Origin of the sequence: Bacillus sp. SIMBA_074 (assembly GCF_046534555.1) — a bacterium.
Taxonomy (GTDB): Bacteria; Bacillota; Bacilli; order Bacillales; family Bacillaceae_G; genus Bacillus_A; species Bacillus_A mycoides.
The window spans coordinates 85814-112655 of record NZ_JAWRYM010000002.1; the positions used below are offsets into that span (position 1 = coordinate 85814).

The following is a 26842-nucleotide window of genomic DNA, read 5'->3' on the forward strand; positions in this document are numbered from 1 at the left end:
CACCTTCTCCTATAATTTAGTAACCAATTGTTTTCATATAATCGCGTAAAACATCGTTTGATTTTGCAAAGCGACTTTCTTCATCTTCTGATAAGTTTAGTTCTACCACTTCTCTTATACCATCTCTAGTAATAATTGCTGGTACTCCTGTACAAATATCGTATTCGCCATATTCACCATCTAAAATAGCTGAAACAGCGATAACACGGTGATCATCATTGAAAATTGAGCGAGCAATATAAGCTAAAGAATTTCCGATTCCGTAATAAGTAGTTCCTTTGCGCTTATAAATTTCCCATCCAGCTTTTGCAGTCTTCTCAACAATTTCATCTAAATCTATTTCACCAAATTGGTCTTTTTTCTCTTCTAAAATTTGTAAAATCGGTTTTCCACCAACAGTTACGTGAGACCAAGCAACCATTTGAGAATCACCATGTTCTCCTAATGAATACCCATGAATACTACGAGGGTCTACATGTAACATTTCAGATAAAATTGTTCTTAAGCGAGAAGAATCTAGTGATGTACCTGTACCAATCACACGATTTCTAGGTAATCCAGATAGCTTCCACACTTGATATGTAATAATGTCAACTGGGTTCGATGCGAGTAAGAAAATGCCATCAAATCCACTTTCCATTACGCCGCCAACAACACCCTCCATAATCTTAGCGCTGGCTCCTAAAGTGTCTAAACGACTTTGTCCAGGCTTCGGCGCTGGTCCTGCTGTAATAATAACAATGTCCATATCTTTGCATTCTTCATAGCTTCCTGCATATACTTTTGTTCTTGTATTTGTAAAGTTAATGCAGTGCGATAAATCCATTGCTTCTCCAACTGCACGTTCATGATTTATATCAATTAACAATAGCTCTTCGCAAATGCCTTGATTTACAATGGAATATGCACAACTTGATCCAACTAATCCAGTACCGATAATTGCAATTTTTCTTGTATTTCTTTTCATAGCAATCTCTCCTAATTGATCATGTAGTCTATTTCTTTCGTTCTTTACACCCCTAATTATAGAGGTTCTCACGATAGAAACCATGGATACTTTGTGAAATATTGAGCAAAGTTTTTGTCCTTTTTGTGAATTGTCATATTACATTTTCGTCATATTGGTTACAACCGGAAAAATATTTTTTATGTATTTATTGACATATACCAAACAAAAAAACGAGCGAATCCATTCGCTCGTTTTTTTCATCACACTATTCCGCACTTAATTGACTTTTCAATTGCTGTACAATCATTGGATTAGCAGGCGCTGCCGGTTTGTAATAACTCTTTTGCTTTGCATATTCATACATATTACGTTGACGCATCTCATCTTGATTACGAATTTGAATTAACGTTTGATGTAACTGTTCATTATCAGACTGAGAAATATAATTTGCATAACTTGTTAAACTTGAGTTTAACCCTGCTAAATAATCATTTACCATATCTTTTTCATTCATTTCTCTCTTCCTCCTATCCTAGAAAAGTCATTAATTGCTGTTTCGTATTTCGTGCATCTTGTGCATCCTTTTGTAGCATTTGTTTCAACTCTGGATCTGTACAAGCCTGTGCATACTGGTCCAATTTGTTAATAATCGTCGCATGACCACCAATTAAATGACGTAAATTTTCCACTTCAAGCTCTGTTAAATTTTGCATAGATCATACCTGCCTTTCTTTGTTCATTCGTCATTAGTATTTGGTTCTTTTTGGTTTGTATGCATTAACTTTTCCTACTTATAAACAAAATAAAAGATGAATAGCTAGGCCATTCATCTTTTATGCAAAATATTGATTCAATTTCATGGAGACACAATCCCCATCATCATTGCCGTAATTGGAAAACCACCATGAAGAATCCCAAAAATGAAGGAAGAACTAATGATACCAACTAGAAAGCTATATTTCTTTTCAAAAAACCGATACAAAATACCTCTATATAAACCTCTTCTTTAACTGGTGTAATTATAGCAACACTTAACACATATATACTGCTTTGTATCAAACTATTTTGAAGTGTCTCTCCCCCTAATTGATCTCGTTGCTGCTCTGCACTTTCAAAGCTAAACAACTCTAACATTACATACTGAGTTAATGCAATGACGATAAAACCTATTAATAAATACAAGTAGGTTTTCCCATTTTTTAAAACAGATACATCCCAAATGTTCTTAATAAAATGAAGCACTGGTTTATAAGCAAATAAAACAATAGTAACAACAGCTGCATCAAATAGAAATAAATAATATCCCTCTAAATTAGCACGTAATACCTCTTCTCCAAAAATTCCAAGAGCTAAAGCAAGAAATAATCCCCCTAAGAGTGAGAACCCTAGAATGCTTGCAATCATTACAACTAGATTTTTATATGTTATGTTATCTACTTCTCTTTCCGCATTATACGCGTCTAATACTGTTTTACTCATACTATTCCTCCATTTGTTTTCATTTATCTTAACAAAAAACCCTTAATACAAATATATAGATAATATAAAAAAATTTCCAAAAAGAATAATATGCAATTTTACATATCATGAAAGCTTTGTATTCTATAGTTGAATTAGATTACTATAGAATAATTATTAGATGAAATTTCAAAAATTTCTTATCTATCCACCATAACCCTCGCATCATATAAAACTTATTAATTAAAGGAGAAATGAACATGAAAACACATGACTTCCTTACAGAAATCCAGAAGGGCTCTGAACCTAATCCATATCAAGATCCTATCGCATTTATTTTCGTTTGCTTTTCCTTAGCCATATACACATTTTTAAAACCCGCAAAATAATATCATCTAGCAAAACAAAAAGAGCCTCTAAATTATTTGAGGCTCTTCCTTGTTAAATTCCGCTTTGCATCTTCAATCGCCCGTTGCATTTGCGGTAATGGATCTTTAATCATCTTCCCATGCCCTGTCGCCAATATAGAAGGCTTATAATCCAGCAATTTCTGAGCACTTGTTAATGAAACTTCTGCATCCCAAGTACCAAACATAGGAAACGGAAAAAGCCAATTTAATTGCCCTGCTACCGCCACTCCACCTCTCGTTTGAAATGCATCTCCAACAATGAGTGCATCATTTCTCGTGTCTAAAAACGCCATTGATCCTGGTGTATGGCCTGGAGCTCCAATCGCTACAAGAGAACCAATTTTATCTCCCTCTTGAAGAAGAATATCTGGAATCGTCTTTATCTTTTTTGACACCCCCACTTTTATCGGCGTGTTTCGTTCTCCCTTTTGCAGCTCCATATCTCCTTCAAGTAAACGAGCATCTCTATTAGAAATATAGACCGGAACATCCGGCAATTCTTGTTTTATTGCATCGAGCGCTCCTATATGGTCATCATGAGCATGAGTAATAATAATATTCGTAATCGGTTTTCCTATTTTTCGAGCTGCTTCTAAAATCTTCTTTGCACAAAATGGTAAAGCTGCATCAATTAAAGTTAATCCCTTTTCCTCCTCAACAAAATAACAGTTGATTGGAAATAAACGCGGTAAAAATGCGATTTGATGAACTGTTCCTACTTTTATTACTTTCATCTCCTCTACCTCCATTAAAAAAGAGCTGTTTACAAATACATATGTAAAACAGCCCTTTTCAAGAATCCATCAATAAAAAAACCAGCAGCCAACCGGCCACTGGTTCTCTTTCATCTATTAAACTGTATAACGCTCATCTTCTAAAATTTTCGCAGCGATTTCACGTTTCTTCGGAATTACGTTAAGTGGTGTGTGGCGTGTTAGTTTGCGTAATGACGATAACATCATGCGCAGCATGTCGCCATTTTCAACTGCGATAAGTGTTTCTTTCGCATCCGCTTCGATTTCGTTGAATGCTTCTTGGCAGAATACTTCAGTGTATAACACTTTTTGTTTATTCTTTTCAAGACCAGTTGTTTTAATTGCTTTTTCTGTACGAAGAAGAGCTGATTCCATTGCGTAAAGATTGCTTACGATGTCAGCGATATTCACAAGAATTTCTTGCTCTTTATCTAATGCTTTACCGTATTTTTGAGCAGCTAATCCAGCTACCATTAAACCAATTTTCTTCGCGTTCTTTACTAAATATTTTTGAAGTGCTAATGGCTCATCGCCTACTTCTTCTGGCATCATCATCATTAACTCTTCTTGTAATTTTTGTGCTTTTTGTAGTAATGGTAATTCACCTTTCATCGCTTTACGTAAGAACGTACCTGGTACGATTAGGCGGTTAATTTCGTTCGTGCCTTCGAAAATACGGTTAATACGAGAATCGCGGTACATTCTTTCAATCTCGTACTCTGCCATAAATCCGTAACCACCATGAATTTGAACACCTTCATCTACTGTATAATCTAACACTTCAGAACCGAATACTTTATTTAAAGAGCACTCGATTGCATATTCAGCGATAGAAGCTGCTACTGCTTTACCGTCTTTTACTTCTTCTTCAGATAATGTGCTCATACGGCTTTCGAATAAACCTACTGTACGATATACAGAGCTTTCAGCTGCATATGTTTTCGCTGCCATATTCGCAAGTTTCTCTTGAATTAATGGGAAGCGAGCAATTGGTTGTTTGAACTGTTGACGTTGGTTTGCATATTGTGCTGAAATTTCTACTGCACGTTTCGCAGATCCAACTGTACCAACACCTAATTTATAACGGCCGATATTTAAAATGTTGAACGCGATAATATGGCCTTTACCGATTTCACCAAGTAAGTTTTCTTTCGGTACTAATGCATCTTCTAAAATTAACGTACGAGTTGAAGAACATTTAATACCCATTTTCTTTTCTTCTGGGCTTGTAGATACACCAGCGTATTCTTTCTCTACGATAAATGCTGAGAAGTGCTCACCATCTATTTTTGCGTATACGATAAATACGTCAGCGAATGCAGAGTTTGTAATCCATTGTTTTTCACCGTTTAATACGTAATGTGTACCTTCAGCATTTAAACGTGCCGTTGTTTTTGCACCTAATGCGTCAGATCCTGAACCTGGCTCAGTTAATGCATATGCAGCTAATTTTTCACCAGTTGCAAGTAGTGGTAAATATTTTTTCTTTTGCTCTTCGTTACCGAATAATACGATTGGTAAAGATCCGATACCAACGTGAGCACCGTGAGTAATTGCAAAACCACCAGCGCGCGAGAATTTCTCTGCGATTAACGCTGAGCTTACTTTATCAAGACCAATTCCGCCGTACTCTTCTGGTACGTCAGCGCCTAGTAAACCAAGTTCACCAGCTTCTTTTAAAAGACGAACAGAACGATCAAACTCGTGTTGCTCTAAATATTCAAGCTCTGGAAGAACTTCATTTACGATAAAGTCCTCTGTCGTTTTTGCAATCATTTTATGCTCAGATGAAAAATCTTCTGGCGTAAACACTTGATCAATTGTAATTTCCTCTACTAAAAAGCTACCGCCTTTAACCGCATTTCCTACTGTTTTTTCCATGAAAATTTCCTCCTTCATATTTTCATGAGCCGCTTCTTTCTTTTTGCAAGAAGCTGGCTCTCAATTTTTTTTATACCCGTTTGTTGCTTCCATTCTTTGCTTTAGCGTCCTCTTGTTCTGAGCGAGCCGCTTACACTTTTTTTATAGTAATTCAAACACTCCCGCTGCTCCCATTCCGCCGCCGATACACATTGTTACGATACCGAATTGTTGGTTGCGGCGTTTCATTTCGTGAATAAGAGATAGTGTTAGTTTTGCTCCTGTACAGCCAAGTGGATGTCCAAGTGCGATTGCACCACCGTTTACGTTTACTTTTTCTTCATCTAAACCAAGTTCACGAATAACTTGGATAGATTGAGAAGCGAATGCTTCATTTAGTTCAAATAGACCGATATCAGATAGCTCTAAACCAGCTAATTTTAACGCTTTCGGAATTGCAGCAATTGGGCCGATTCCCATTACTTCTGGTGGTACTCCAGCTACTGCGAATGAACGGAATTTTGCAAGTGGCTTCATGCCATCGCTCACTGCTTTTTCACGATCCATTAATAGTACAGATGCTGCACCGTCGCTCATTTGTGAAGAGTTACCAGCTGTTACAGAACCGCGAACGTTAAATGCTGGACGTAATTTACCTAAAATGTCTAGCGACGTTTCTGCTCTTACACCTTCGTCTTGTGCGAAAATGATTGTTTCTTCTTGCAGTTTATTGTTTGATCCAACAGTACGTAACGTTACATCTACAGATACTGTTTCATCAGCAAAGTTCCCTGCAGCTAATGCTTTCGCAGCACGTTGATGACTTCTTACTGCAAATGCATCTTGTTCTTCACGAGAAATTCCATATTTCACAGCAACTTGCTCTGCTGTATGTCCCATACCCATATAATATTCTGGAGCTGCTTCAACAAGGCGACTATTTGGACGAACAACGTGTCCCATCATCGGAACTAAACTCATTGATTCCGCTCCGCCTGATAATACAGCTTCCGAGTGACCAAGCATAATGCGCTCCGCTCCGTAAGCAATACTTTGTAACCCTGAAGAACAGTAACGGTTAATTGTAATAGCTGGAACATCGTAAGAAAGTCCTGCTAGTCCGCCGATATTACGAGCCATATTTAACCCTTGCTCTGCTTCTGGCATCGCACAACCGAAAATTAAATCATCGATTGGTCCTTCATAATTCGCACGCTTTAATGTTTCCTTTACTACTAACGCCCCTAGATCGTCAGGACGAACTGTTTTTAATGAACCCCTCTTTGCTTTTCCAATTGGTGTTCTTGCTCCCGCAACAATGACAGCTTCTCTCATGAACGATATCTCCCCTCGTTATTAGTTACGTAATGGTTTTCCTTTTACAAGCATGTGCTGCATTCTTGCTTGTGATTTCATCTCACTTACTAAGCTAATAAATGCTTCACGTTCTACATCTAATAAATACTGCTCATCAACTTCTGTTCCGTACGGCACTTTTCCGCCCGCGATGACATATGCAAGTTTCTTCGCAATGTGAAGATCATGTTCAGAAATGTAACCTGATAAGTGCATTGCTTCTGCACCAAGTACAAGAGTTGCATATCCTGTTTCACCAACAACTGGTATCTTTTTACGGATTGGTGCTTTATAGCCAGCTTCATATAAAGCAAGTGCTTTTTGTTTCGCATCATATAGTAAGTGATCACCATTCACACTAATACCGTCTTTATCGCCTAAGAAGTTATTCGATACAGCTTCTTGTGCTGATGTAGAAACTTTCGCCATCGCTACAGATTCGAATACTTTATTCGCAACTTTTTGCAGATCAAACTCTACACCGTTTGGCATTTTATTTAAGTGTTTAATGTATAGCTCTTTATTACCGCCTCCGCCAGGGATTAAGCCAACACCAACTTCTACTAAGCCCATATACGTTTCACTAGAAGCTTGAATGCTCGCTGCTGGTAAGCAAACTTCTGTACCTCCACCAAGCGTCATACCGTATGGTGCTGCTACAACTGGCTTAGAAGAGTATTTAATTTTCGTCATTGCATCTTGGAAGTTCTTCACAACCAACTCAATTTCAAAGTAGTTGTCATCTTGCGCTTCCATTAAGATCATTGCTAGGTTCGCACCAACGCAGAAGTTCTTCGATTGGTTACCGATAACAAGACCTTTATAATTCTTTTCTACTTCATCAACAGCGTAGTTAATCATTTGCGTAATATCCATACCGATTGCATTGCTCTTCGAATGGAATTCTAAGCAAAGGATGCCGTCACCTAAATCAATTAAGCTCGCTCCGCTATTTTTCTTTAATACGCCATTTTTCGCTTTTAATTGCTTAAGAGAAATTGCCTTTTTATTACGTTCGATTAGCTTATATTCGCCATTATCGTAATAGTAGCTATCTCCGTTATCATGTTTGTAGAAAGTAGTGAAACCTTTCTCTACCATTTCTTTCACCCAAGTCGGAACAACTGCACCGTTTTCTTCCATCTTTTGAACGGACTTTTCAACGCCAATTGCATCCCAAATTTCGAATGGTCCTTGCTCCCAGCCGAAGCCCCATTTCATCGCTTGGTCAATTGCAACGATATCGTCAGCAATTTCTTTATGAAGTTTTGCAGAGTATAAAAGAGTTGGTGTAATAATGTTCCATAGTAACTCTCCTGCACGATCTTTTGCGTATACAAGCGCTTTCAATTTATTCGCTAATCCTTTTTCTTGTTTACTTAACTCTACGGATGCAGCTTTTAATTTTTTGCGCGCTTCGTATTCCATCGTTTCAGGATTTAATTCTAAAATTTCTTTTCCTTGTTTTAAGAAGAAACCTTGACCAGTTTTACTTCCAAGCCATTTTTTATCAAGCATGTCATGCATGAAAGCAGGTACTTTAAATACATCACGCTCTTCTTCTTGTACATTTTCATATACGTTATTTGCAACGTGTACAAATGTATCTAAACCAACAACATCTAATGTGCGGAACGTTGCGCTCTTCGGACGACCAATTAATGGACCTGTTACAGAGTCAACTTCTCCAATGCTATAGCCACGCTTAATCATTTCTTGTAATGTTACAAGCAATCCATACGTACCGATACGGTTTCCAATAAAGTTTGGTGTGTCTTTTGCGATAACAACGCCTTTTCCAAGAACGTCTTCGCCAAATAGTTTCATGAAGCTTAATACTTGTGGATCAGTTTCTTTCGTCGGTATTACCTCTAGAAGTTTTAAATATCGTGGTGGGTTAAAAAAGTGTGTTCCTAAGAAGTGTTTCTGGAAGTCGTCTGAACGACCTTCTGCCATTTTTTCAACGGAAATGCCTGATGTATTTGAGCTCACAATTGAGCCAGGTTTACGAACAGCATCTACTTTTTCAAATAGTGTCTTTTTAACATCTAAGTTTTCAACAACTACTTCAATAATCCAATCTACATCAGCAAGACGCTCAAGATCATCTTCAAAGTTTCCTGCTTCAATCAGTGCTAGATTACCTTTCACTGTCAGAGGAGCTGGTTTTTGCTTTACTAGTTTTTGCAAAGCCGTATTACTAAAACGATTTCTCACACTTTTATGTTCTAATGTAAGTCCCTTCGCTTCTTCTTCTTTCGTAAGCGCCGGTGGTACAATATCAAGCAATAATGTCGGAATACCAATATTAGCTAAGTGTGCCGCAATTCCTGAACCCATTACGCCTGAACCTAGAACAGCAGCCTTTTTAATTTGGAACATCCATTTCTCCCCCTATTCTTGAATGAATGCTCATTCAATTTTTCGACATAAGTCGCAATCAATGAGTGAGCCTCTACTAATAAATATATGATACAGTTTGAATTTTCGCAATATATTTATTGATAAAATTTTCTGAAATAAATATATTTCTTTCATTTGGCTATGCTATACATGTGTATTTTCTTCATTAAAATGCACTTTCCCTTTTTATAATCTGACGAAACTGGAGGAATATATATGGCAAAACTTAAGAAGAACCCTTCAAAAGCTGGAATTAGCGCAGCAAGCGTAACTGGAAATGCAGGTCCGCATAATCACGGTGTTGAAAAAGGGCGTCAAAGTAATAACCAACAATATAAGAAGCATAATATGGGCGAAAAATAACGCTATATTTTTGGGCAGAGAACGTGGCATAATGATTAATGGCTGCTTTTTCTGCCCAATTTATTTGTACATATGGAAAACAAAAGAGGGAACGACGATGAAACGAACAATAATTATGATTGTAATGATCGCCACGTTATTTACAGGGATGATTTTCTTTTCTTACGCGCAAAGGCAAAAAGATGTAAGAGTAGATCAACCTAACATTACTGGTCAATATGGGATTACAATCGATGCAGACACAGGGAAAATTTTGTATGGAAAACGTGAAGATGAACGCTCTTATCCGGCTAGTATAGCCAAAATGATGACGACTCTTCTCTTACTAGAGAATGTAAAAGAAGATGAGGAAATTACGGTTACAGAGAATGCGATTAAAACGGAAAGTCAAAGTAAGAAGATTAAGCTTCGCGCGGGTGAAAAGTTAAAACGTGATGAGGCGTTAAAACTTATGCTTATTATTAGTGCAGACCCAATCGCTGAGTCAATCGCTGAACATATTGCAGGATCAAAAGCAGAGTTTGTAAAAATGATGAATGCTAGAGCGAAGGAACTTGGTACAAAGCATGCGACTTTCAAAAACGCAAGTGGTGCTGATGCACTTGGAAATAAAGTATCACCTTATGACATTGCTATTATTACGAAAGAAGCATTAAAGTATCCAATCGTTTTAGAATATATGAATTCAATACATACAACACTACATACTTCAGAGCGTTCTCCAAAAATTGCAAACTATGGACGGGAAGAACTATATGACGATCCATATGCAATTGGAAGTAAAAGCGGTTTATCTGCACTCGGAAACTATACAGTCGTAACTGTTGATGAAAAAGACGGTAAACACGTCATCAATGTCGTATTATCTTCTACTCGCGCGCAGCTATACCCTGATACGAAGAAGATGGCACACTATGCATTTCAGCAATTAAAATAACCAAGGAGAATTTTCTCCTTGGTTATTTTTTGATCATACCTTTTAATACGAACGCAACGTTTGCTGGGCGCTCTGCTAGACGGCGCATGAAATAGCCATACCAGTCGTTTCCATAAGGCACGTAAACGCGCATTTTGTAACCTTCTTTTACTAGCTCAAGTTGACGCTCTGTACGAATACCAAATAACATTTGGAATTCAAATTGATCCCTTGGAATATTGTGTTCTTCCGCAAGTTTTTTCGTATATTCAATAATCGCTTCGTCATGTGAAGCAATTGCAGTGTAATTTCCATTTAATAAGTGCATTTTAATAATTTTTTTATAATTGTCATCTACATCTTTCTTTTCCGGGAACGCTACTTCTTCAGGTTCTTTATAGGCCCCTTTTACAAGACGTAAATTAGGATTGTAAGCGTTTAAATCTTCAATATCTTTTTCTGTACGATATAAATAAGCTTGAATAACAGTACCAATATTATCGTATTCAGATTTTAATTGTTTAAAGATATCAATTGTTTTTCCGCAGCGCGTATAATCTTCCATATCAATTGTAATAAACACACCATTTTCTTTCGCAGCTTCTAAAATACGGCGCATATTGTTCATTACGATTTCGTCAGAGATATCTAACCCCATAGAAGTCATCTTTAAAGAAAGCTGTGAATTAAGACCTTCTCTTCCAATTGCACGAATCGCTTCAATTGATTCGCTAGCCATTTCATTTGCTTCCGCTTCGTTATCAACGAATTCACCCAAATAATCGATTGTTACACAAAGCCCTTGCTTATTTAATGCTTTAATTGCAGCTGTCGCTAATTCAATCGTCTCCCCTGCGACGAAACGACCTGCACCAAAGCGTAAACCGTACTTTTTAGCCAGTTTTGTTAGCGCTTTATTTTTAGACAAGAAAAGAAACGAATTTCGCATTAATTGTTCCATGTAATTCACCCCTACGACTATGATTTATCTGTTTTTTACCCCTCTTCGAAATTATATCATTGTTTAAAATTATTTGATACAAATAATTATTTAGATAATTTATAAAATACTATCAAAACATTTAAAACCCTATATTCTCGTTTCTAAATATGAAGAAAATATTTTTCGACATTCAGAAAAAACGAGTTTACTAGGGAAAAAATGAGCATGCCGAAAATATTCGACATGCTCACAAAACCATTTATATTTCATCTAAATTATATGAGGATATTAATAACAAAAACTTGAGGTAACATTTTCTCAAGCCTTCTTACTTCTCATTTCGCTTCTCATCATTCAGCTTTTTAATATTTGTAATTAACTGTACCATCTCTTCTTTTGCATCTGGATACGTCTCATTCCAATGTTTCACTAAAGCTGGCATCGTCTTAGCCATATAAGAATAAAGTGCCCATTTCTGTACCTGCTCTTTTCGCTCTTCGTTGCTCTCTCCAAGTAATAGTTCCGTGTATTTCTCTAGCAAGCCATCAAACTGCTCATTAAACTTTTCACTCATCTTATTTTCCTCCTATATGAAAAAAGCAGCGAAGATCGCTGCTTTTTCTTATAATTTTGATTGAACAGAGTTTAATTTCTTCTCCATCGTACTTACTTTATCACGGCGATCATCGATACGAATTGTTGTCGCAACGCGCTGTGCACCTTTCGTGTATGGAACTTCATGCATTTGTTGAATGACTTCTAAAATGACAGGAAGATCTCCTTCAATTACTGTATTCATCGGTGTTAATTGATACTTCACGCGATCAGCATTTTTCTCTAGTACCTTTTGTACTTCTGCTACATATTCACTAACACTTGGATTACCTGTTCCTACTGGAATAATCGATACATCAACAATTGCCATAATAATCTTCCTCCTATTACTGCTTCTTATATATCCATTGTCTATTTTACCGAAATTCTCATCATTTTACTAATACGTTACTCTTCTACTTTAAACTGCTCAACCAATCTTTCTAAGTCCTGCATATTCTCTGTCAAACTTTCCATCGTATGAGCTACTTTTTCTAAATGATTCACTTGTGACTCAGTTGCTGCATTTACCTCTTCAGAAACAGCTGCACTCTCTTGACTCGTGCTAGCAATTGTTTGCATAACTTCTGTAATTTCTTCTTGCTCGTGACCTATATTATTTACCTCTTCTACAATTTTTTCAACTGAGGTACTAATAGTATTTACAACTGACATAATTGTGCGGAATTCTGTCTCCGCCTCTGTCGTAACTTTATTTTGTATATCCGCAATGTCTTTCAATTTACTTACAACTTCTACAACTCGTTTTACTTCTAACTGCACATCTCTAATCATTATTGTAATCTCACCCGTTGCCTCTTTTGATTGTTCAGCTAATTTCCGAACCTCTTCAGCAACAACAGCAAAGCCCTTACCTTGCTCACCTGCACGTGCTGCTTCAATTGAAGCGTTTAAAGCCAGTAAATTCGTTTGATCCGAAAGACCTTTTATAAGTTCTACCACATTTTGAATCGATCCAACCCTTTGCTCTAACTTACCGGACGCTTCTTCCGTATGAACAACGATAGAAGATGATTGTTCTCTTGTACGAACTAAATTACGCATCGTATTTAATCCTTGCTTAGATGCCTCTTCAGCTTTGCCAGCCACTCCTTTTATTTCACCAACGGAGTTATTCATTTGTTCCACTGACTGCGCCATATTCTCGAGCTGTTCTGAAACTTCATCTACACTATTAGCAAGAGTGGACGCTCCTCCGCTCACATCATCCATTGCACCTGATACTTCTCTACTAGCTGCTACAGTTTCATTCGTTAAATAATGCAGATTGTGAGTCGATTTCTGTACTGTCGATACACTATTTTTAATTTTACTTACCATTTCATTCATTTGCTCAACCATATCATTAAAGTGAGTCGTAAGCATACCAACCTCATCTTTACTTGTCACCTTCATTTGTAGTGTTAAATCACCTTCCGCTACTTTTTGAACGTGATTTGTTAATAGTTGTAATGGTCTTGCTAATCTTCTTGAGAATACATATGAAGCTAATATTCCAATCAATAAACTTATACATGCCATTATAATAACTGTATTTCTTGTTTCTATTAGTAAGTTATCAATGGACTCTTTCGGATATACAATCCCGATTTTCCATTTCATCTTATCAAACAATTGACTATAAGCTACTACATCTTTTCCACCTAATGTCGCCGCCGCAAATTTCGTTTCATCTTTATTTAAACTTTTAACAAGTGGTTCTTTCGAAACATCTTTTCCTACTTTCTCCGGGTACACAATGGCAACATTTTTATCATTTATAACAAACATTTCTCCGCCATTATTATATTGAATATTATGGAGTAGCTTTTGAATCGTTCCTAGTGATACATCCATTGCTACAACACCTAACACAGAACCATCTTGTCCGACAATGGCTTTTGAAACTCCAATACTTAACTTACCCGTCGCGATTTCATATTGTGGTTCTCCCCAAATAGTCGATTCTGTAGCTGCTTCTGACGCTTTATACCAAGGGCGACTCGTCGGATCATATCCTTCTGGAACTGTCCCACCATCTGCAAGATTTGCACTCAACGTTTTTTTATCTTTCGTCCCAATGTAGACATCTAAAATATCAGGATGATTCTTTTTAAACCTTGAAAATTCCTTTAAAATAAAACTCTCCTCTTCTGGAGTAACCCCATCTTGTAGCATGTTTTGAATATCATCATGAGATCCATAATGACCCATATCTTCTTCAATTCGCTGCATAAATGCAGTTAACTGCTCTGTCACAAGATCCATCGTATTTTCAGAATACTGGTCTAATGAGTGCGTTTCTTTCTCTTTTTGCAATTGATACACAGCTGTACCTAATATTACAAACATCATAGAAATAAGTACCGAAAATACTACTGCAATTTTTAAACGTAAACTTCTCAACATATTCCCTCAAGCATCCCCTTCTCGGTGAAATTCAATCGTATTAATCACTATATTAAGTATAATAGATAAATCAGAAAGCTCAATCCATATAGTTTAAAAAATTGAAATTTATTCTCATTTCAATCAACTTACTTGTTATCTCAACACTTGTGTAAAAACAAATAGTTCATTATCCTTAACATATAATCTCATTCGTTCGGAGGGAACTATGCTACAAAAATTCGGTTTCTCACAATATGAAAGCCAAGCTTATGAAGTTGTCGTATCAAGCAATGACCCATTAGATGCAACAACTATCGTTAAACATTCAGGTGTTCCAAAAGCAAAAATATACGAAGTGTTAGCACGACTCATTGATAAAGGGATGGTAATGGATTCTGTTTCTGAAAAGAAAAAATTGTATACAGCATTACCACTCAAGCTAGCAATTGAAAAGTTAACGACAGAATTCCAATCTAATATTAAAGAACTTGAAAATAATATTTCTAAAAAGTCATTTACAGATGACCGCGTTTGGAGTTTAAAAATGCAGTCTTCTATTAAAGTACAAAGTAGGCAACTTATAGAAGATGCGAAAGAATCCATACGCATCTCCGCATGGAACGATACCCTTTTAGAATATCTTCCTTTACTAGAACAAAAAGAAAAACAAGGCGTCCAAGTCGAGTCCCTCATAGTTGGAAAAGTGGAAACTGACTTAGAAAACATGCATTTTTTAATCCCAGCTCAAGAACCTAACGCATTAGAGCGTTATTTACTACTCATCGTTGACGATCGTGAAATTTTATTTGCTGGTGTAGAGCAAGAATCATGGCAAGCGATGAAAACAATGTCACAACCTTTCGTGAAGTTCTTTACGGAGTTCTTCTATCATGACGTTGCACTTGCGAAGATTACAGAGAAGCACCATGATCTCTTTATGCAGGATGAGGAAATTAAGGAATTGTTGATGAAGTTGAGGTATTAACAAATCCCAAAATCGATTCTACCATTTGAATAGATAATATAATTTTTTATACAAAAAAAGCTGTACCAAACGGAGTTTTACATACTCATTTGGTACAGCTCTTTTTTACGCTTTCGCTAATTCAATTTTATGTAGTTGGTTTTTCGGATGGTTTTGATTTGTAAATACAGAACATTCATTTTACGATTTTTTTTGCTCCTTTATCTCCATCAAAAGCTCAATAATCTTCTCATTTTGCTCTACTTGTTTCTCAGAATTTTGATAGATGAAACGAATCCATCTAAATACAAAAATAATAAGAAATAATGGGACTAAAGAAATTAGAAAACCAATAATTGAAAAATTAGACTCCATATACTATCACCTCGCTATATACTCCCTTCTCCATTTCTCTACTAACCCCTGCAATTTTTCACACAAAAAAGAACCTATCAAATGATAGATTCTTCTTTTGTAAGCTGATTCGAACGTCCTCTCGTAATAGAGAAAATCGCACAAAGCAGTGCCAATATAATGAAAACGCCGCCTACCCAAGCGTTATATATAACAGATGATTTCTCAATAACAACTCCGCCCACTGTTGAGCCAAGTGCAATTCCTAAATGAAGTGCAGAGTTATTTAAACCTTGCTGAATACCAGCTGATTCTGGCGCAATTTCAATTAAATAGTTTTGCTGTGCTGGCGAAATTGCCCAGCTTAGCATACTCCAAAGCCCCATCATAATAATGAAGAGCGGGAATGAGAATGTCATCATCGGCAACATAAAGATTGCACATGCAAATACGATAATGATGGAAATAATACTTTTCTTCGATCCCCATTTATCAGCAAGCCAGCCGCCAAGGCCACCTCCAAGTACCGCTGCAATTCCGAAAATGAAGTAAAACACACTAATCCAATTTGCTTCAACATGCATCACATCTTTTAAAAACGGTGTTAAATATGCGTATAGCGTTAAATGACCTGTTAAAAATAAAAATGATGTTAACTGTGCGCTTACAATTTTTTTATCCTTTAACGTAGCAATTTGTTCTCTTATCGATAGTACTGATGTCGGTGGTACTTTCGTTAAAAATAATGAAATACAAGCGATTGCTATAACTGTTAATACCGAAATTAATACAAATGGTGCACGCCATCCATATGCATTTCCGAGCACAAGACCTAGCGGTACTCCAAGTACGAGTGATCCACTAATACCCATGAAAATGATTCCAATTGCACGCGCACGAAAATGCGGCTCTACTACACTAGAAGCAAGTGTTACCGATAGTGCAATAATAAGCGAACCACTCGCTGCACAAATTACTCTCGAGAACATTAACATCTCGTAATTCACACTAAATGCCGAAATGATATTTCCAATTAAGAAAATTGATAATGCCACAACATACAATTTCTTTCTTTCAAACTTGCCTGTTAATGCTAATAAAACTGGCCCCGATAGAGCAAATACTACTGAAAATATTGTAATAAGCTGACCAGCTGCACTAATCGATACACCTAAATCATTAGCAACTAAATCAAGCGTTCCTCCTATAATTAGCTCAACCGTTCCGACTACGAAAGCCGCAATAGCTAAAATATATACACGAAAATTCAAGCCTTTCCCCACACTTTCTCTTTTGGTTACTACCATTATAGTAACCAAAAGAGAAAGTGGACGCAAGTACAAATTTTTTTACAGCAAAAAAGCAGGCGTATAATACGCCTGCCCTTCAATCATTAAACTCCAGTTTCTTTCTTCTTATTTAAGTACCAATATACCGGAAGTCCAGTAAATACAATTCCAATTGATAAGAAGCAACTTACCGGATCGTTAATAATAGCACTTCCAAGTACAAACAATGATCCTAAAATCGCGACGATTGGTACGATTGGGAATAACGGTACACTGTATGCACGCTCTTTATTCTTGTTACGTTTTCTTAAAATGAAGACACCTATAAATGTCATTACATAGAAAATATAAATAATGAATACGGAAATCTCGGATAGCTTATTCGGATCACTAATAATCATTAAAATAATTCCTAATATGATTTCAACAGTAATCGCATTTGCTGGTGTTTTAAATCTCGAATTTTCTTTTGCAATAAACTTAGAAAACGGAAGGTGTCCACGCTCTGCCATCGACATCGGAATACGTGGGAATGTTAAAATCTTTCCATTTAAACAACCGAAAATAGAAATGATAATACCGATACTAATAATTTTCCCGCCATATTCTCCAAGTAACATTCCCGCAGCTGTCGCCGTTGCGTTTTCTCCAAGGGCTACAATTTTCGCTGCTGGTAATACATTTAGTAACGCTAAGTTAATTAATACGTAAGCAGCTGTTACAATTAAAATCCCAACTGTCATTGCCTTTGGTAATAACTTTGTTGGATTCTTCATTTCTCCGCCAATAGAAGCAAGTAAAATCCAGCCATCATAGGCAAATAAAGTTGCTAAAATTGCCATCCCGATACTTTGATTTTCTGATATCGGTACAACTACGTTGAAGATATCACTATTCCCTTTCCAAAACCCTAGCACAACAATTAATATAATTGGAATCATCTTCCCAACTGTCGTAACCGTTTGGACGATGCCCCCATATTTTGTTCCCAAACTATTTATAACGCCTAGGAACACAACTGTTCCAATTGCGATTGGTAAATTCCAGACTTTATCTAAATAGAAAAAATTGATCATTAAAGAACTAAAATATAAACCTAACGTTCCAATAATAGCTGGTCCATAAACAATTGTTTGCATCCAGCCAGATAAATACCCCCAAAAACTTCCGTAAATCTCCTCTAAATACGTATACAACCCACCATTTTTCGGAATTTGCGCTCCAATTTCAGCTACTGTTAAACCACTTGCTAACGTCAACAGACCACCAATTACCCAAGCAAGAATAGCCATATTAGAACTCCCTGAGTAATCTAATACGCTCCCTGGTTTCATAAACACACCAGACCCAATAATAGTTCCTACTACGATAGAAAGTGCTACTGTTAAACCAATTTTGTTTTTCTCATCATGATGCATGCTGCGTATCCTCCTTCCAATTCTAGTGTGATGCAAAAATGAAATAAAAAAACACTCCTCCCTAAAAAAGGGACGAGTGTTGTATTCGTGGTTCCACCCTTGTTTCAATTAGTAAAGTGACACACTTCACCAATTTCTCAAGTCTAAATAACGGTTTTTGCCGGCATGCAATTACTAGATATCCGTTCACTGCTGCAGTTCAGAGGTGGTAATCGATTTTCCCGTATTAGGAAGCTCACAGCCAAAGGCCTCCCTCTCTGATAATCGTAAAAAACTGATCATATCCTCATCATCACTTCTTGATGTCGAATTTTGTAGTTGTTTCCCATTATATTGAATTGTTATAAAAAATCAATATATTTTTTATATAACATAAGAAACATTTCTCTTCTTATATTATAACAGAAGTTCCGACACTTCTCTAATTCCCTAAAAATGGTATAATTCATGTAGGAGGTGTACTAATAATGATTGCTATTTTTTGTATCATCGCTACGGTTCTTTCTTTTATATTCGCTATCATGTATCGATATAAGTATCCTGGTTATAGCATTTTAGCGGTAGCTATTATACCAGCTGCTTCCTTCTACGTATTAGGTAAATACCAATATACTGAAGTGTTTATCGGTTTTGCAATCTTCTACTGCATCTTTGGATACATACTAACAATGAAAAGAATTTCAATGAATCATTAAAAGGGACCGATTTCTGCTTACAGAAATCGGTCCTCGCATTTGTCGTATGTACCTTTCGGTTGCCCACACGAAAGATACTACATAGTTCAATTATTTATCATCTTTTTTCATAAAAAATTTATGATTTGGAAGATCCACATTTAAATCTGCTAATTGTTTCTTTTCCTTTTCTAGAATCGCTTTCGCTTTTTCTTTTGTCGCCTCATCTAAGTTTGCAAAGATGTCTTCATGCTTCCCTTTCTCTGGAAGATTCACACCTAGTTTTGTCAATTCTTCTTTCGCTTGCTCGCGAGTTAATTTCCCGGACTTTTCTTGCTCAAAAATGGACTTCGCTTTTTCTTTTGTCGCCTCATCTAGATTCGCGAACATATCACCGTGCTTCCCTTTCTCTGGGAATTTCACACCTAGTTCTTTCAACTTCGCTTTCGCTTGCTCACGAGTTAGTGTTCCAGACTTTTCTTTCTTCAAAATTGCTTCCGCTTTTTCTTTTGTCGCCTCATCTAAATCCGCGAACATGTCACCGTGCTTCCCTTTCTCTGGAAGCGTTACGCCTAATTCTTTCAATTTCTCTTTCACTTGCTCATGCGTTAATGCTCCGGACTTTTCTTGCTCAAAAATGGACTTCGCTTTTTCTTTTGTCGCCTCATCTAAATTCGCGAATATATCTTTGTGCTTACCCTTCTCTGGCAATTTCACACCTAACTTTGTTAATTCCTCTTGCGCTTGTTCACGTGTTAATTTTCCGGACTTCTCTTGTTCTAAAATCGACTTTGCTTTTTCTTTCGCCTGATCATCTAGTCCTGCAAACATTTCCTTGTGCTTACCCTTCTCTGGCAATTTCACACCTAATCCCTCTAACTGTTTCTTTGTATCATCCATAATTGTTTTTACTTTTTGTTTTGTTGCTTCATCTAAATCCTTCTTCGCAGTTTTTGTAGGCTGCTCAGCCGCCGGGGTATTCGTTGCCGCAAACGCTGGTATACCAGCTCCTCCTACAATTCCAAATGATAGAGCACCTGCAATTACTAAATACCCAACTGTTTTCTTCTTCATAGGAAATTTCCTCCTTCATAGTTCTAAAGCATGTACACTTTCGTATACAATGCCAATAGTAATGTTGGTTTCTTAAAATTTCCTTAACGATTTAAATAAAAAACACCGCTCATCACGAGCGGCGTTTTTCTAAGCTTTTTGTAATTGTAATTCTTCACGTTCCATTACTTTTCTTAATACAATTGTTTGCGTCATTGTAAATAAATTACCTGTAATCCAATACAGCACAAGTCCTGATGGCGCCGCAAATCCCATAAATAGAATCATTGCAGGCATCATAATTTGCTGTATTTTCAGCATTTGAACTTGTTCTCCAGGCGTTACATTTGATTGGAACACCTTCATTTGAATAAATGTTGTTAACGCTGCGATAATCGGTAATATATGATATGGATCTGCATGTCCTAGGTTCACCCATAAAAATGAAGATGTACGAATCTCTTCAGTTCGGCTAATGGCATAATACAAAGCAGAGAAAATCGGCATTTGTATAAAGATTGGCCAGCACCCAGCTAACGGATTCCAACCGCCTGATTTCATTAGTTCTGACATTTCTTTTTGATACTGCTTTTGTTTTTCAAGATCTTTACCCACATCACCGTATTTCTGTTTCAGCTTCTGTAATTCAGGTTGCATTTTTTTCATTTTCGCTTGGCTACGATATTGCGAAACAGCTAATGGAATCATTGCTGAACGAATAACGAGCGTCATGATAATGATGGCAATCCCGAAGCTAGCTCCAGGTATATGATGAGCAACAAATTGAATCATAAATGAGATTGGATATACGAAATAATGGTTCCAAATTCCCGTACTATGTGAATCAATTGTACCTGCATTGCTGCAGCCAGATAAAACAAAAACAAGTAATAATGATAAACTAATGAGCCTAGCTCGGTATGATTTTAACATGTTCATTCCTCCAATGTTTCGTAATTAATTAGCGAAACATTGGTGTATACGGACCTACCTCGTCACTCTCTCCACTCGATTCTTGTCTGCGGACAGAACGAATCATTCCATATTTATAAAAAATAGAAAATAGCGGTACATTTCTTGTACCCTCTTCACACGTATCTACTAGTTTAAAAGCTCTCTGTCTACCGCTCGATGCTTGCTGACGCACAAAGCGAGAAACGTTAGCAAGAAAAAAGACTTCTAATACACAAAGCGCTGTCGTTACAAACGATATATATAGAATTGCATCCTGCAATAAAAATTCCATCGCTTCACATCCTTAATAAAGTCATTTTAGCATATTCAGCAAACATTCTCTATTTCCTTTTGTTCTCAAAAGTTTTTTTGCATATTTTCTCAAAAAATTATGCTAGAAAACCAATGTATTCGCTTTCTTTAGTATATTCACACGTATCTTTGAATAGGTTTAATTTGTTAGAAATTTATAAAATTTTTGCATTATAATAAAACTATTGCCAGTTTTTGAAAAAAGCTTTATTCTCTTCTTGTAATCAAAAATGAATATGGAGATGAAACATACTATGGGTCAACTAGGAGACGCCGATTACGTTCCCGACACCGCCTTTTTATCCTTCCCAGCAGCTAAAACATTTCATTTAGAATTTATCATACAGTTAGTTGTTATTTTTATAGCTTCTATTTTGTATGCAATTTCTATGAATATGTTTTTTATCCCGCATAATATGATTAGCGGTGGGTTCGCTGGTGTAGGGATGATTATCGGTTATTTAATGCACTACAATATCGGAGCACTTATCTTTTTACTAAACATTCCACTTCTTATTTTTAGTCACTTTTACTTAGGAAAGAAGACAACCTTTTTAACGGCATACTTTGTGGCTGTATCATCTTTAGCGATGAACATTATCCCAGTACACCAAGTTTCAGACGATATTTTACTGTCTTCTGTATTCGGTGGTGTCATCTGCGGTGCTGCCTCAGGAATCATATTCCGATTTGCTTCTTCAACAGGTGGTTTTGATGTTGTTGGATTGATTGTAGCGAAACATCGCGATGTTTCAATTGGAGCAATCATCTTTGGATTCAACTTAATCTTACTTGTTGCAGCAGGATTTATTTTCGGATGGGATATTACGCTTTATACGTTAATTAGTCGGTTTGTAGTCAGCAAAGTAATTGATGCCGTGCATACAAAACATATTAAATTAACGATAATGACAATTACAGAAAAAGGTGAGGAAATAAAAAGCTCACTATTACATCACGGCATACGTGGCGTAACAATGGTAGATGCTGTCGGCGGCTATACAAACCATAAGAAAAAAATGATCTACACTGTCGTAACTCGCTACGAGTTGGGCGAAATGAAACGTATTATCCGCCAAGTGGATAATAAAGCATTTATGAACATTACTGAAACAGTTGAAATTGTCGGCCGTTTCAAACGTATATAAAAAAGCGCAAGGAACTACAATTCCTTGCGCTTTTTATTTTTTACACTTATTACAAAATCAGATAATTCTATTATTGTATCACTAAATATGTTATAATAAAACTAGACTTACAAAAAAGAGTATATAGACTTGGAAGTTTCTCTTATTTTTATAAGCAAAAAGAAACGAGCAGTCGGGTATATTTCAGACACCATACACGTAACGGTTTAAAAAAAACCGATCATCTTAGTTATTCTTCACTGATCTTTTTATAAAAGATACGTACAACTAAAATTCACTTCAATATACTATACCTACCTTTTTGACTTCCAAATCATCTTATTACATAAGGAGATGAACATATGAATCAATATATACGATACACACTAGCTGTCCTATTTGCGATCGTCGGCGGCGTGATCTGTTTCTGGACAAACACAGAGCTTGGAGAGAATATCATTTTTAATGGAATCGAAACCCTTGTAAGCGCTTCAATTTTAGGCGGATACATTTTCTTCCTCTTCAATCCAGAAGAAAATGCTCAAAAAACAATGTTATTAACAATGATCGGAATCGTTGGTGGATGTATTTCCTACTCAATGACAAACTATACATTACCACTTCAATTAAGCTCAGCTTTCTTCCACGGTCTATGGACTTGGTTTATCGCATTCTGCCTAGCAGATGTATTCAACCTACTACAAGACCACGAAGAAGAAAATGGTCGTCAAATTGAAAGTAACTCGTAGGCTGGAAGATATTCTTCCAGCTTTTTTGTTTCCTCTTCTTTCCTGTTCATACCCCATTGCTATCAAGCTAATATTTTATAGTACCCCCAGAACGAAATTTTGTATTAACTTGTAACAAAAAAAGCTTATTTTTTTGTTTTGAGGTATTTGCTTTTCTTAGCTTGATGGTGATATGGTGATTCCTAAAAACAAGGACAATAAAAAAGACCGTCTAACGACGGTCTCATGAAGTAAAGCCCCCCTTTAGTTGAACAAAAGCAGGTAAGTTTCTCATGATTTCTCACTTCTTAAAATTTTTTTGTTTGACAAAGATAAAGTGGTCTTCAGGCTTCCAAACGTGCAGATGGTCAGCGATGTATCCGCGTAGCCACAACACGCCATTAATTCGTCTAAGATAAAAGCCTTTCGGAAAATCATCGTCTTTAGTTAATATTTCCGATGCTATTGTGATGGAGCCAGATGGAGCTTGATGTTGTTGTGAGGCATTCCCCAAATAACCTTCAGGCTGTTCCAGATACTCCAATCTTAGTTGAGGTCCCAGCTCAAGCGGACACAATTCCAAACCAAGTTCGCTCGCTCTTTTAAAGAGATGAGCCGTAGTAGCTCCATCAGGAAAGCCAAGGTCTATAACGGTTAGTTCAACGGTCTGCAGGCTGTACTTTGTATTAGAAGTCGTAAATTTATCATCAGCTAGCAGTCTTTCTCCATACTCATTCATCAAAATGGAGTATTGTTGCAATTTCTGAATAAGCTGTGATTTCGTAAGTCCGCCAACCTCTACTGTTCTAGTAATAATTGGACAATCAGGGTATATTCGCATTTGTAGTCACTCCTAAAAAATTGGGTATAAGAATTTAAAATTAATACATTCTACAATTTTCCATAAATCCCCTTGTTGGAGTAAAGACCCATCGCTATTAAGCTAACAAAACTAAACTTTCTTAAAATGAAAAAATACGCTATTCTTTCTGTAGAATCATAGGAAAGGATGGTGTTTTTATATGTCGATATCTGACGAGTTACAACTATTTGCACAGGAGATTCAGAATTTTTTATCCCCAAATATCTTACAGAATCTAGCTAGGGATGTTGGGTTTGTACAGCGAACAAGTAAGTATCAAGCACAAGATTTAGTAGCTTTATGCGTATGGATAGCAAAAACTTCCTTAATCCAGTTATGTAGTTGTTTAGAAGCATCAACAGAAGGACTAAATCAACGATTTAATGCCGCAGCCGTGCAGTTTCTACAACAAGTATTAGCTAAACTTCTGAACCAAAAATTATCTTCATCTAGGTTGTTTTCTTCTTCATTTACTTCTATTTTTAAGCGTATTCGTATCTTAGATTCCACTGCATTTCAACTTCCAGATGTATTTTCATCGGTTTATCCTGGTGCAGGAGGTTGTAGCCATAAGGCTGGTGTAAAAATTCAACTTGAATATGACCTTTTAAGTGGACAATTCCTCCATATTCATACAGGACCAGGTAAACAACATGATCGCACTTACGGCTCTCTGTGTGCCCCAACTGTGACAGCGAATGATTTATGTATCCGAGATTTAGGTTATTTTCATTTAAAAGACCTTCAATATATACAAGATAAAGAGGCCTACTATATCTCTCGTATCAAGTCGAATACGCGTATTTATCAAAAAAATCCTAACCCTGATTATTTTCAAGATGGAAGAATTAAGAAAGGTACAGAGTATATACAGATAGATATGGAGACGTTAATGAACTCCCTTCAACCAGGAAAAACATGTGAAATAGCTGATACTTATGTAGGAATGATTGATAAAGTGCCAGCTCGTGTAATTGTTCATCGATTAACAAAACAACAGCAACAAAAACGATTACAAGATCAAGCTGTAAGAGAAAAAAAGAAAGGAATGAAGTATTCTCCTCGTAGTAAACGACTCAGTGGTATCAATGTATATATGACAAACACCCCTACAGATATTGTCCCGATGGGACATGTACATGACTGGTATTCTTTGCGTTGGCAAATCGAAATTTTATTTAAAACGTGGAAGTCATTCTTTCAAATCCATCATTGTAAAAAGATAAAACAAGAACGATTGGAGTGCCATTTATATGGTCAATTGATTGCCATTCTACTCTGTTCTTCTATCATGTTTCAAATGCGCCAATTGCTCCTCATGAAGAAAAAACGAGAGCTTAGTGAGTATAAAGCCATATATATGATTAAAGACTATTTCCTTCTTCTATTCCAAACTATACAAAAAAAACACCCAAGAGCTATCAAAGGTGTTACTTCGCCTGTTCAATCTCCTACAGCAAAACGGGAGAAAATTTCATCGATATGAGAAAAAAACAGTCTTTGATATATTAGGTGTCGTTTACAATTGTACCATGTCTGATAATCAAGCGGCTTAATTCAAAAAAATGAAACCCGCTAGGGTTTATTTCGTATGCAAATCTTTAAATTCCTTACACATAACCTTTAGAAAAAAGAAACACTCTCTACTATAATTGACGTTGTATGAGCTTAGCTTGATAGCGATGGGGTACCGCCACATGCCCATCAACCTATATTTGTACCATCTGAGGAACAAGGCACCATACAGGGTAATCCGAAAATCTTGAGAGGTATTGTGTATAGTATGTTTACCTCAGGTACAACAAAAGAGCCTTACCTCTGTAGGCAAGACCCCACTAGTGTAGTTGTATAGTATTTATATAACAACTAAGAAACTGAAAACATATAACACCAAGTAGCAGAACCCTAACATTCCGCCTACAGCTAGTACCTGTTTACCCCAGCTCTTGAGTTTCATATTACTGTCAATCGATTGCACTCTTTCCATATATCGTTTCCTCCTATTAAGGAGAACCCTTGAAGACTCTCACCTCGCTATGATACCATTAAGAGATGACTAATAGAGGTCTAAATGTATAAAAATGCAATATTTCATATTAAAATACATCATTATATATATATATAAACGTTTACTATAATAAGGGTGTAAAGATTCACCACATCATGTATGTCTCCTTATTTACAGTATAAACTCCTCCTTTTATGTTCTATATCAAGTTATAAATCCCTGTATATTCCATACATGATCGGTTAACATAACGTATCATTATCAATAGTCAACGATGCATAAAATTTTCGTTATGGGGGTAATTAAAAATATTAGCTTGATAGCGATGTGTTCATACCCCATCACCAAAATAAAAAGAAGTTACCTCCACGGCAACTTCTTTCCCATATACCCCACTTAGTATTCAATTAAATATATCAACGATTTTTAAAATATATCGATCGTTTCTCCACTTATATCAGCGATTTTTTCATTATATCGACGGTTCGACACTCAAAACGCACAACATGCCTATCCCCCAAGTAACTTACTGCCGAACTCAACGATTAAAAAGATAATTAATAGGATCGCGAGTACCTTTAATGCTACATACGCCACTTTAAAAACAGCATAAATGAGCAAGACTATCAAAATAATCGATAAAATTTCCATATGTATCTCCTCCTATCTCTTTTATTCTACCTGTACTTCGTTTTTTATGA

Annotated in this window: 24 protein-coding genes, 2 pseudogenes and 1 other annotated feature; of the genes and pseudogenes, 7 read left to right on the forward strand and 19 right to left on the reverse strand. The window is 36.4% G+C overall.

What is annotated here, in order from left to right:
* Nucleotides 1–16 precede the first annotated feature (16 nt).
* From SB773_RS02760 to SB773_RS02795, 8 genes and pseudogenes are all read right to left on the reverse strand, one after another.
* Entirely contained in the window at nucleotides 17–967 is a 951-nt protein-coding gene (locus SB773_RS02760) for an L-lactate dehydrogenase (RefSeq protein WP_410588481.1), read from the reverse strand.
* A 247-nt stretch (nucleotides 968–1214) separates the two neighbouring features.
* Nucleotides 1215–1463, reverse strand: coding sequence for a spore coat protein (locus tag SB773_RS02765; RefSeq protein ID WP_002015950.1), 249 nt, complete (start codon nucleotides 1461–1463; stop codon nucleotides 1215–1217).
* Nucleotides 1464–1476: 13 nt separating this feature from the next.
* Complete coding sequence (locus tag SB773_RS02770; protein WP_002112687.1) at nucleotides 1477–1662, reverse strand: hypothetical protein; 186 nt, start codon at nucleotides 1660–1662, stop codon at nucleotides 1477–1479.
* Between the two features lie 152 nt (nucleotides 1663–1814).
* Nucleotides 1815–2428: pseudogene (locus SB773_RS02775) on the reverse strand (CPBP family intramembrane glutamic endopeptidase); the annotation flags it as partial.
* 400 nt (nucleotides 2429–2828) lie between these two features.
* On the reverse strand, nucleotides 2829–3551 hold the full coding sequence (locus tag SB773_RS02780; RefSeq protein ID WP_410588484.1) for an MBL fold metallo-hydrolase: 723 nt from the start codon (nucleotides 3549–3551) through the stop codon (nucleotides 2829–2831).
* A 117-nt stretch (nucleotides 3552–3668) separates the two neighbouring features.
* Nucleotides 3669–5453, reverse strand: a complete 1785-nt coding sequence (locus tag SB773_RS02785; protein ID WP_002145035.1) for an acyl-CoA dehydrogenase family protein — start codon at nucleotides 5451–5453, stop codon at nucleotides 3669–3671.
* A 141-nt stretch (nucleotides 5454–5594) separates the two neighbouring features.
* Nucleotides 5595–6767, reverse strand: a complete 1173-nt coding sequence (locus SB773_RS02790) for an acetyl-CoA C-acetyltransferase (protein WP_001206340.1) — start codon at nucleotides 6765–6767, stop codon at nucleotides 5595–5597.
* Nucleotides 6768–6788: 21 nt separating this feature from the next.
* Complete coding sequence (locus SB773_RS02795; protein ID WP_410588487.1) at nucleotides 6789–9170, reverse strand: 3-hydroxyacyl-CoA dehydrogenase/enoyl-CoA hydratase family protein; 2382 nt, start codon at nucleotides 9168–9170, stop codon at nucleotides 6789–6791.
* A gap of 237 nt (nucleotides 9171–9407) precedes the next feature.
* Here SB773_RS02795 and SB773_RS02800 point away from each other — a divergent pair, with 237 nt between their 5' ends.
* On the forward strand, nucleotides 9408–9554 hold the full coding sequence (locus SB773_RS02800; protein WP_002034611.1) for a YuzL family protein: 147 nt from the start codon (nucleotides 9408–9410) through the stop codon (nucleotides 9552–9554).
* Between the two features lie 97 nt (nucleotides 9555–9651).
* A complete protein-coding gene (locus tag SB773_RS02805) occupies nucleotides 9652–10491 on the forward strand; it encodes a D-alanyl-D-alanine carboxypeptidase family protein (protein ID WP_410588489.1) in 840 nt (279 codons plus the stop codon).
* A 22-nt stretch (nucleotides 10492–10513) separates the two neighbouring features.
* On the opposite strand, the gene SB773_RS02810 is transcribed toward SB773_RS02805, so the two are convergent.
* The 4 genes from SB773_RS02810 to SB773_RS02825 all read right to left on the reverse strand — a co-directional run bounded on the left by SB773_RS02810 (nucleotide 10514) and on the right by SB773_RS02825 (nucleotide 14416).
* Entirely contained in the window at nucleotides 10514–11431 is a 918-nt protein-coding gene (locus SB773_RS02810) for a proline dehydrogenase family protein (protein WP_002015957.1), read from the reverse strand.
* Nucleotides 11432–11741: 310 nt separating this feature from the next.
* Complete coding sequence (locus tag SB773_RS02815) at nucleotides 11742–11987, reverse strand: YusU family protein (protein WP_001290599.1); 246 nt, start codon at nucleotides 11985–11987, stop codon at nucleotides 11742–11744.
* Nucleotides 11988–12035: 48 nt separating this feature from the next.
* Nucleotides 12036–12338 (reverse strand): MTH1187 family thiamine-binding protein, encoded by a 303-nt coding sequence (locus SB773_RS02820; protein ID WP_002089423.1) that lies wholly within the window; start codon nucleotides 12336–12338, stop codon nucleotides 12036–12038.
* Between the two features lie 77 nt (nucleotides 12339–12415).
* A complete protein-coding gene (locus tag SB773_RS02825) occupies nucleotides 12416–14416 on the reverse strand; it encodes a methyl-accepting chemotaxis protein (protein ID WP_410588492.1) in 2001 nt (666 codons plus the stop codon).
* 208 nt (nucleotides 14417–14624) lie between these two features.
* Between SB773_RS02825 and SB773_RS02830 the strand changes: the two genes are divergently transcribed.
* Nucleotides 14625–15383, forward strand: a complete 759-nt coding sequence (locus SB773_RS02830; protein ID WP_016121009.1) for a TrmB family transcriptional regulator — start codon at nucleotides 14625–14627, stop codon at nucleotides 15381–15383.
* Between the two features lie 431 nt (nucleotides 15384–15814).
* On the opposite strand, the gene SB773_RS02835 is transcribed toward SB773_RS02830, so the two are convergent.
* Both SB773_RS02835 and SB773_RS02840 read right to left on the reverse strand, forming a co-directional pair.
* A complete protein-coding gene (locus tag SB773_RS02835) occupies nucleotides 15815–16999 on the reverse strand; it encodes an MFS transporter (protein WP_113769703.1) in 1185 nt (394 codons plus the stop codon).
* 110 nt (nucleotides 17000–17109) lie between these two features.
* Nucleotides 17110–18423 (reverse strand): APC family permease, encoded by a 1314-nt coding sequence (locus SB773_RS02840; RefSeq protein WP_002015963.1) that lies wholly within the window; start codon nucleotides 18421–18423, stop codon nucleotides 17110–17112.
* A gap of 65 nt (nucleotides 18424–18488) precedes the next feature.
* Nucleotides 18489–18725: a binding site (T-box leader), on the reverse strand.
* A gap of 165 nt (nucleotides 18726–18890) precedes the next feature.
* Here SB773_RS02840 and SB773_RS02845 point away from each other — a divergent pair.
* A complete protein-coding gene (locus SB773_RS02845) occupies nucleotides 18891–19118 on the forward strand; it encodes a hypothetical protein (RefSeq protein ID WP_002015964.1) in 228 nt (75 codons plus the stop codon).
* A 90-nt stretch (nucleotides 19119–19208) separates the two neighbouring features.
* Here the strand turns inward: SB773_RS02845 and SB773_RS02850 are convergent, their stop codons facing one another.
* From SB773_RS02850 to SB773_RS02860, 3 genes are all read right to left on the reverse strand, one after another.
* On the reverse strand, nucleotides 19209–20171 hold the full coding sequence (locus SB773_RS02850) for a hypothetical protein (RefSeq protein ID WP_410588496.1): 963 nt from the start codon (nucleotides 20169–20171) through the stop codon (nucleotides 19209–19211).
* A gap of 129 nt (nucleotides 20172–20300) precedes the next feature.
* Entirely contained in the window at nucleotides 20301–21083 is a 783-nt protein-coding gene (gene yidC / locus SB773_RS02855) for a membrane protein insertase YidC (protein ID WP_002015966.1), read from the reverse strand.
* A gap of 28 nt (nucleotides 21084–21111) precedes the next feature.
* Nucleotides 21112–21396, reverse strand: coding sequence for a hypothetical protein (locus SB773_RS02860; RefSeq protein ID WP_002015967.1), 285 nt, complete (start codon nucleotides 21394–21396; stop codon nucleotides 21112–21114).
* Nucleotides 21397–21670: 274 nt separating this feature from the next.
* Here SB773_RS02860 and SB773_RS02865 point away from each other — a divergent pair, with 274 nt between their 5' ends.
* Nucleotides 21671–22564: a YitT family protein gene (locus SB773_RS02865; protein ID WP_410588499.1), complete on the forward strand. Its 894-nt coding sequence runs from the start codon at nucleotides 21671–21673 to the stop codon at nucleotides 22562–22564.
* 341 nt (nucleotides 22565–22905) lie between these two features.
* The gene (locus tag SB773_RS02870) at nucleotides 22906–23292 is read left to right on the forward strand and encodes a DUF3938 domain-containing protein (protein WP_002192344.1); all 387 of its coding nucleotides are present in this window, start codon (nucleotides 22906–22908) and stop codon (nucleotides 23290–23292) included.
* A 280-nt stretch (nucleotides 23293–23572) separates the two neighbouring features.
* On the opposite strand, the gene SB773_RS02875 is transcribed toward SB773_RS02870, so the two are convergent.
* Nucleotides 23573–24112, reverse strand: coding sequence for a helicase (locus SB773_RS02875; RefSeq protein WP_410588501.1), 540 nt, complete (start codon nucleotides 24110–24112; stop codon nucleotides 23573–23575).
* A gap of 181 nt (nucleotides 24113–24293) precedes the next feature.
* On the opposite strand from SB773_RS02875, the pseudogene SB773_RS02880 reads away from it, so the two are divergent.
* Nucleotides 24294–25689, forward strand: a pseudogene (locus tag SB773_RS02880) (IS4 family transposase).
* A 962-nt stretch (nucleotides 25690–26651) separates the two neighbouring features.
* Here SB773_RS02880 and SB773_RS02885 read toward each other — a convergent pair.
* On the reverse strand, nucleotides 26652–26792 hold the full coding sequence (locus tag SB773_RS02885; protein WP_080784442.1) for a DUF3985 family protein: 141 nt from the start codon (nucleotides 26790–26792) through the stop codon (nucleotides 26652–26654).
* Nucleotides 26793–26842 lie beyond the last annotated feature (50 nt).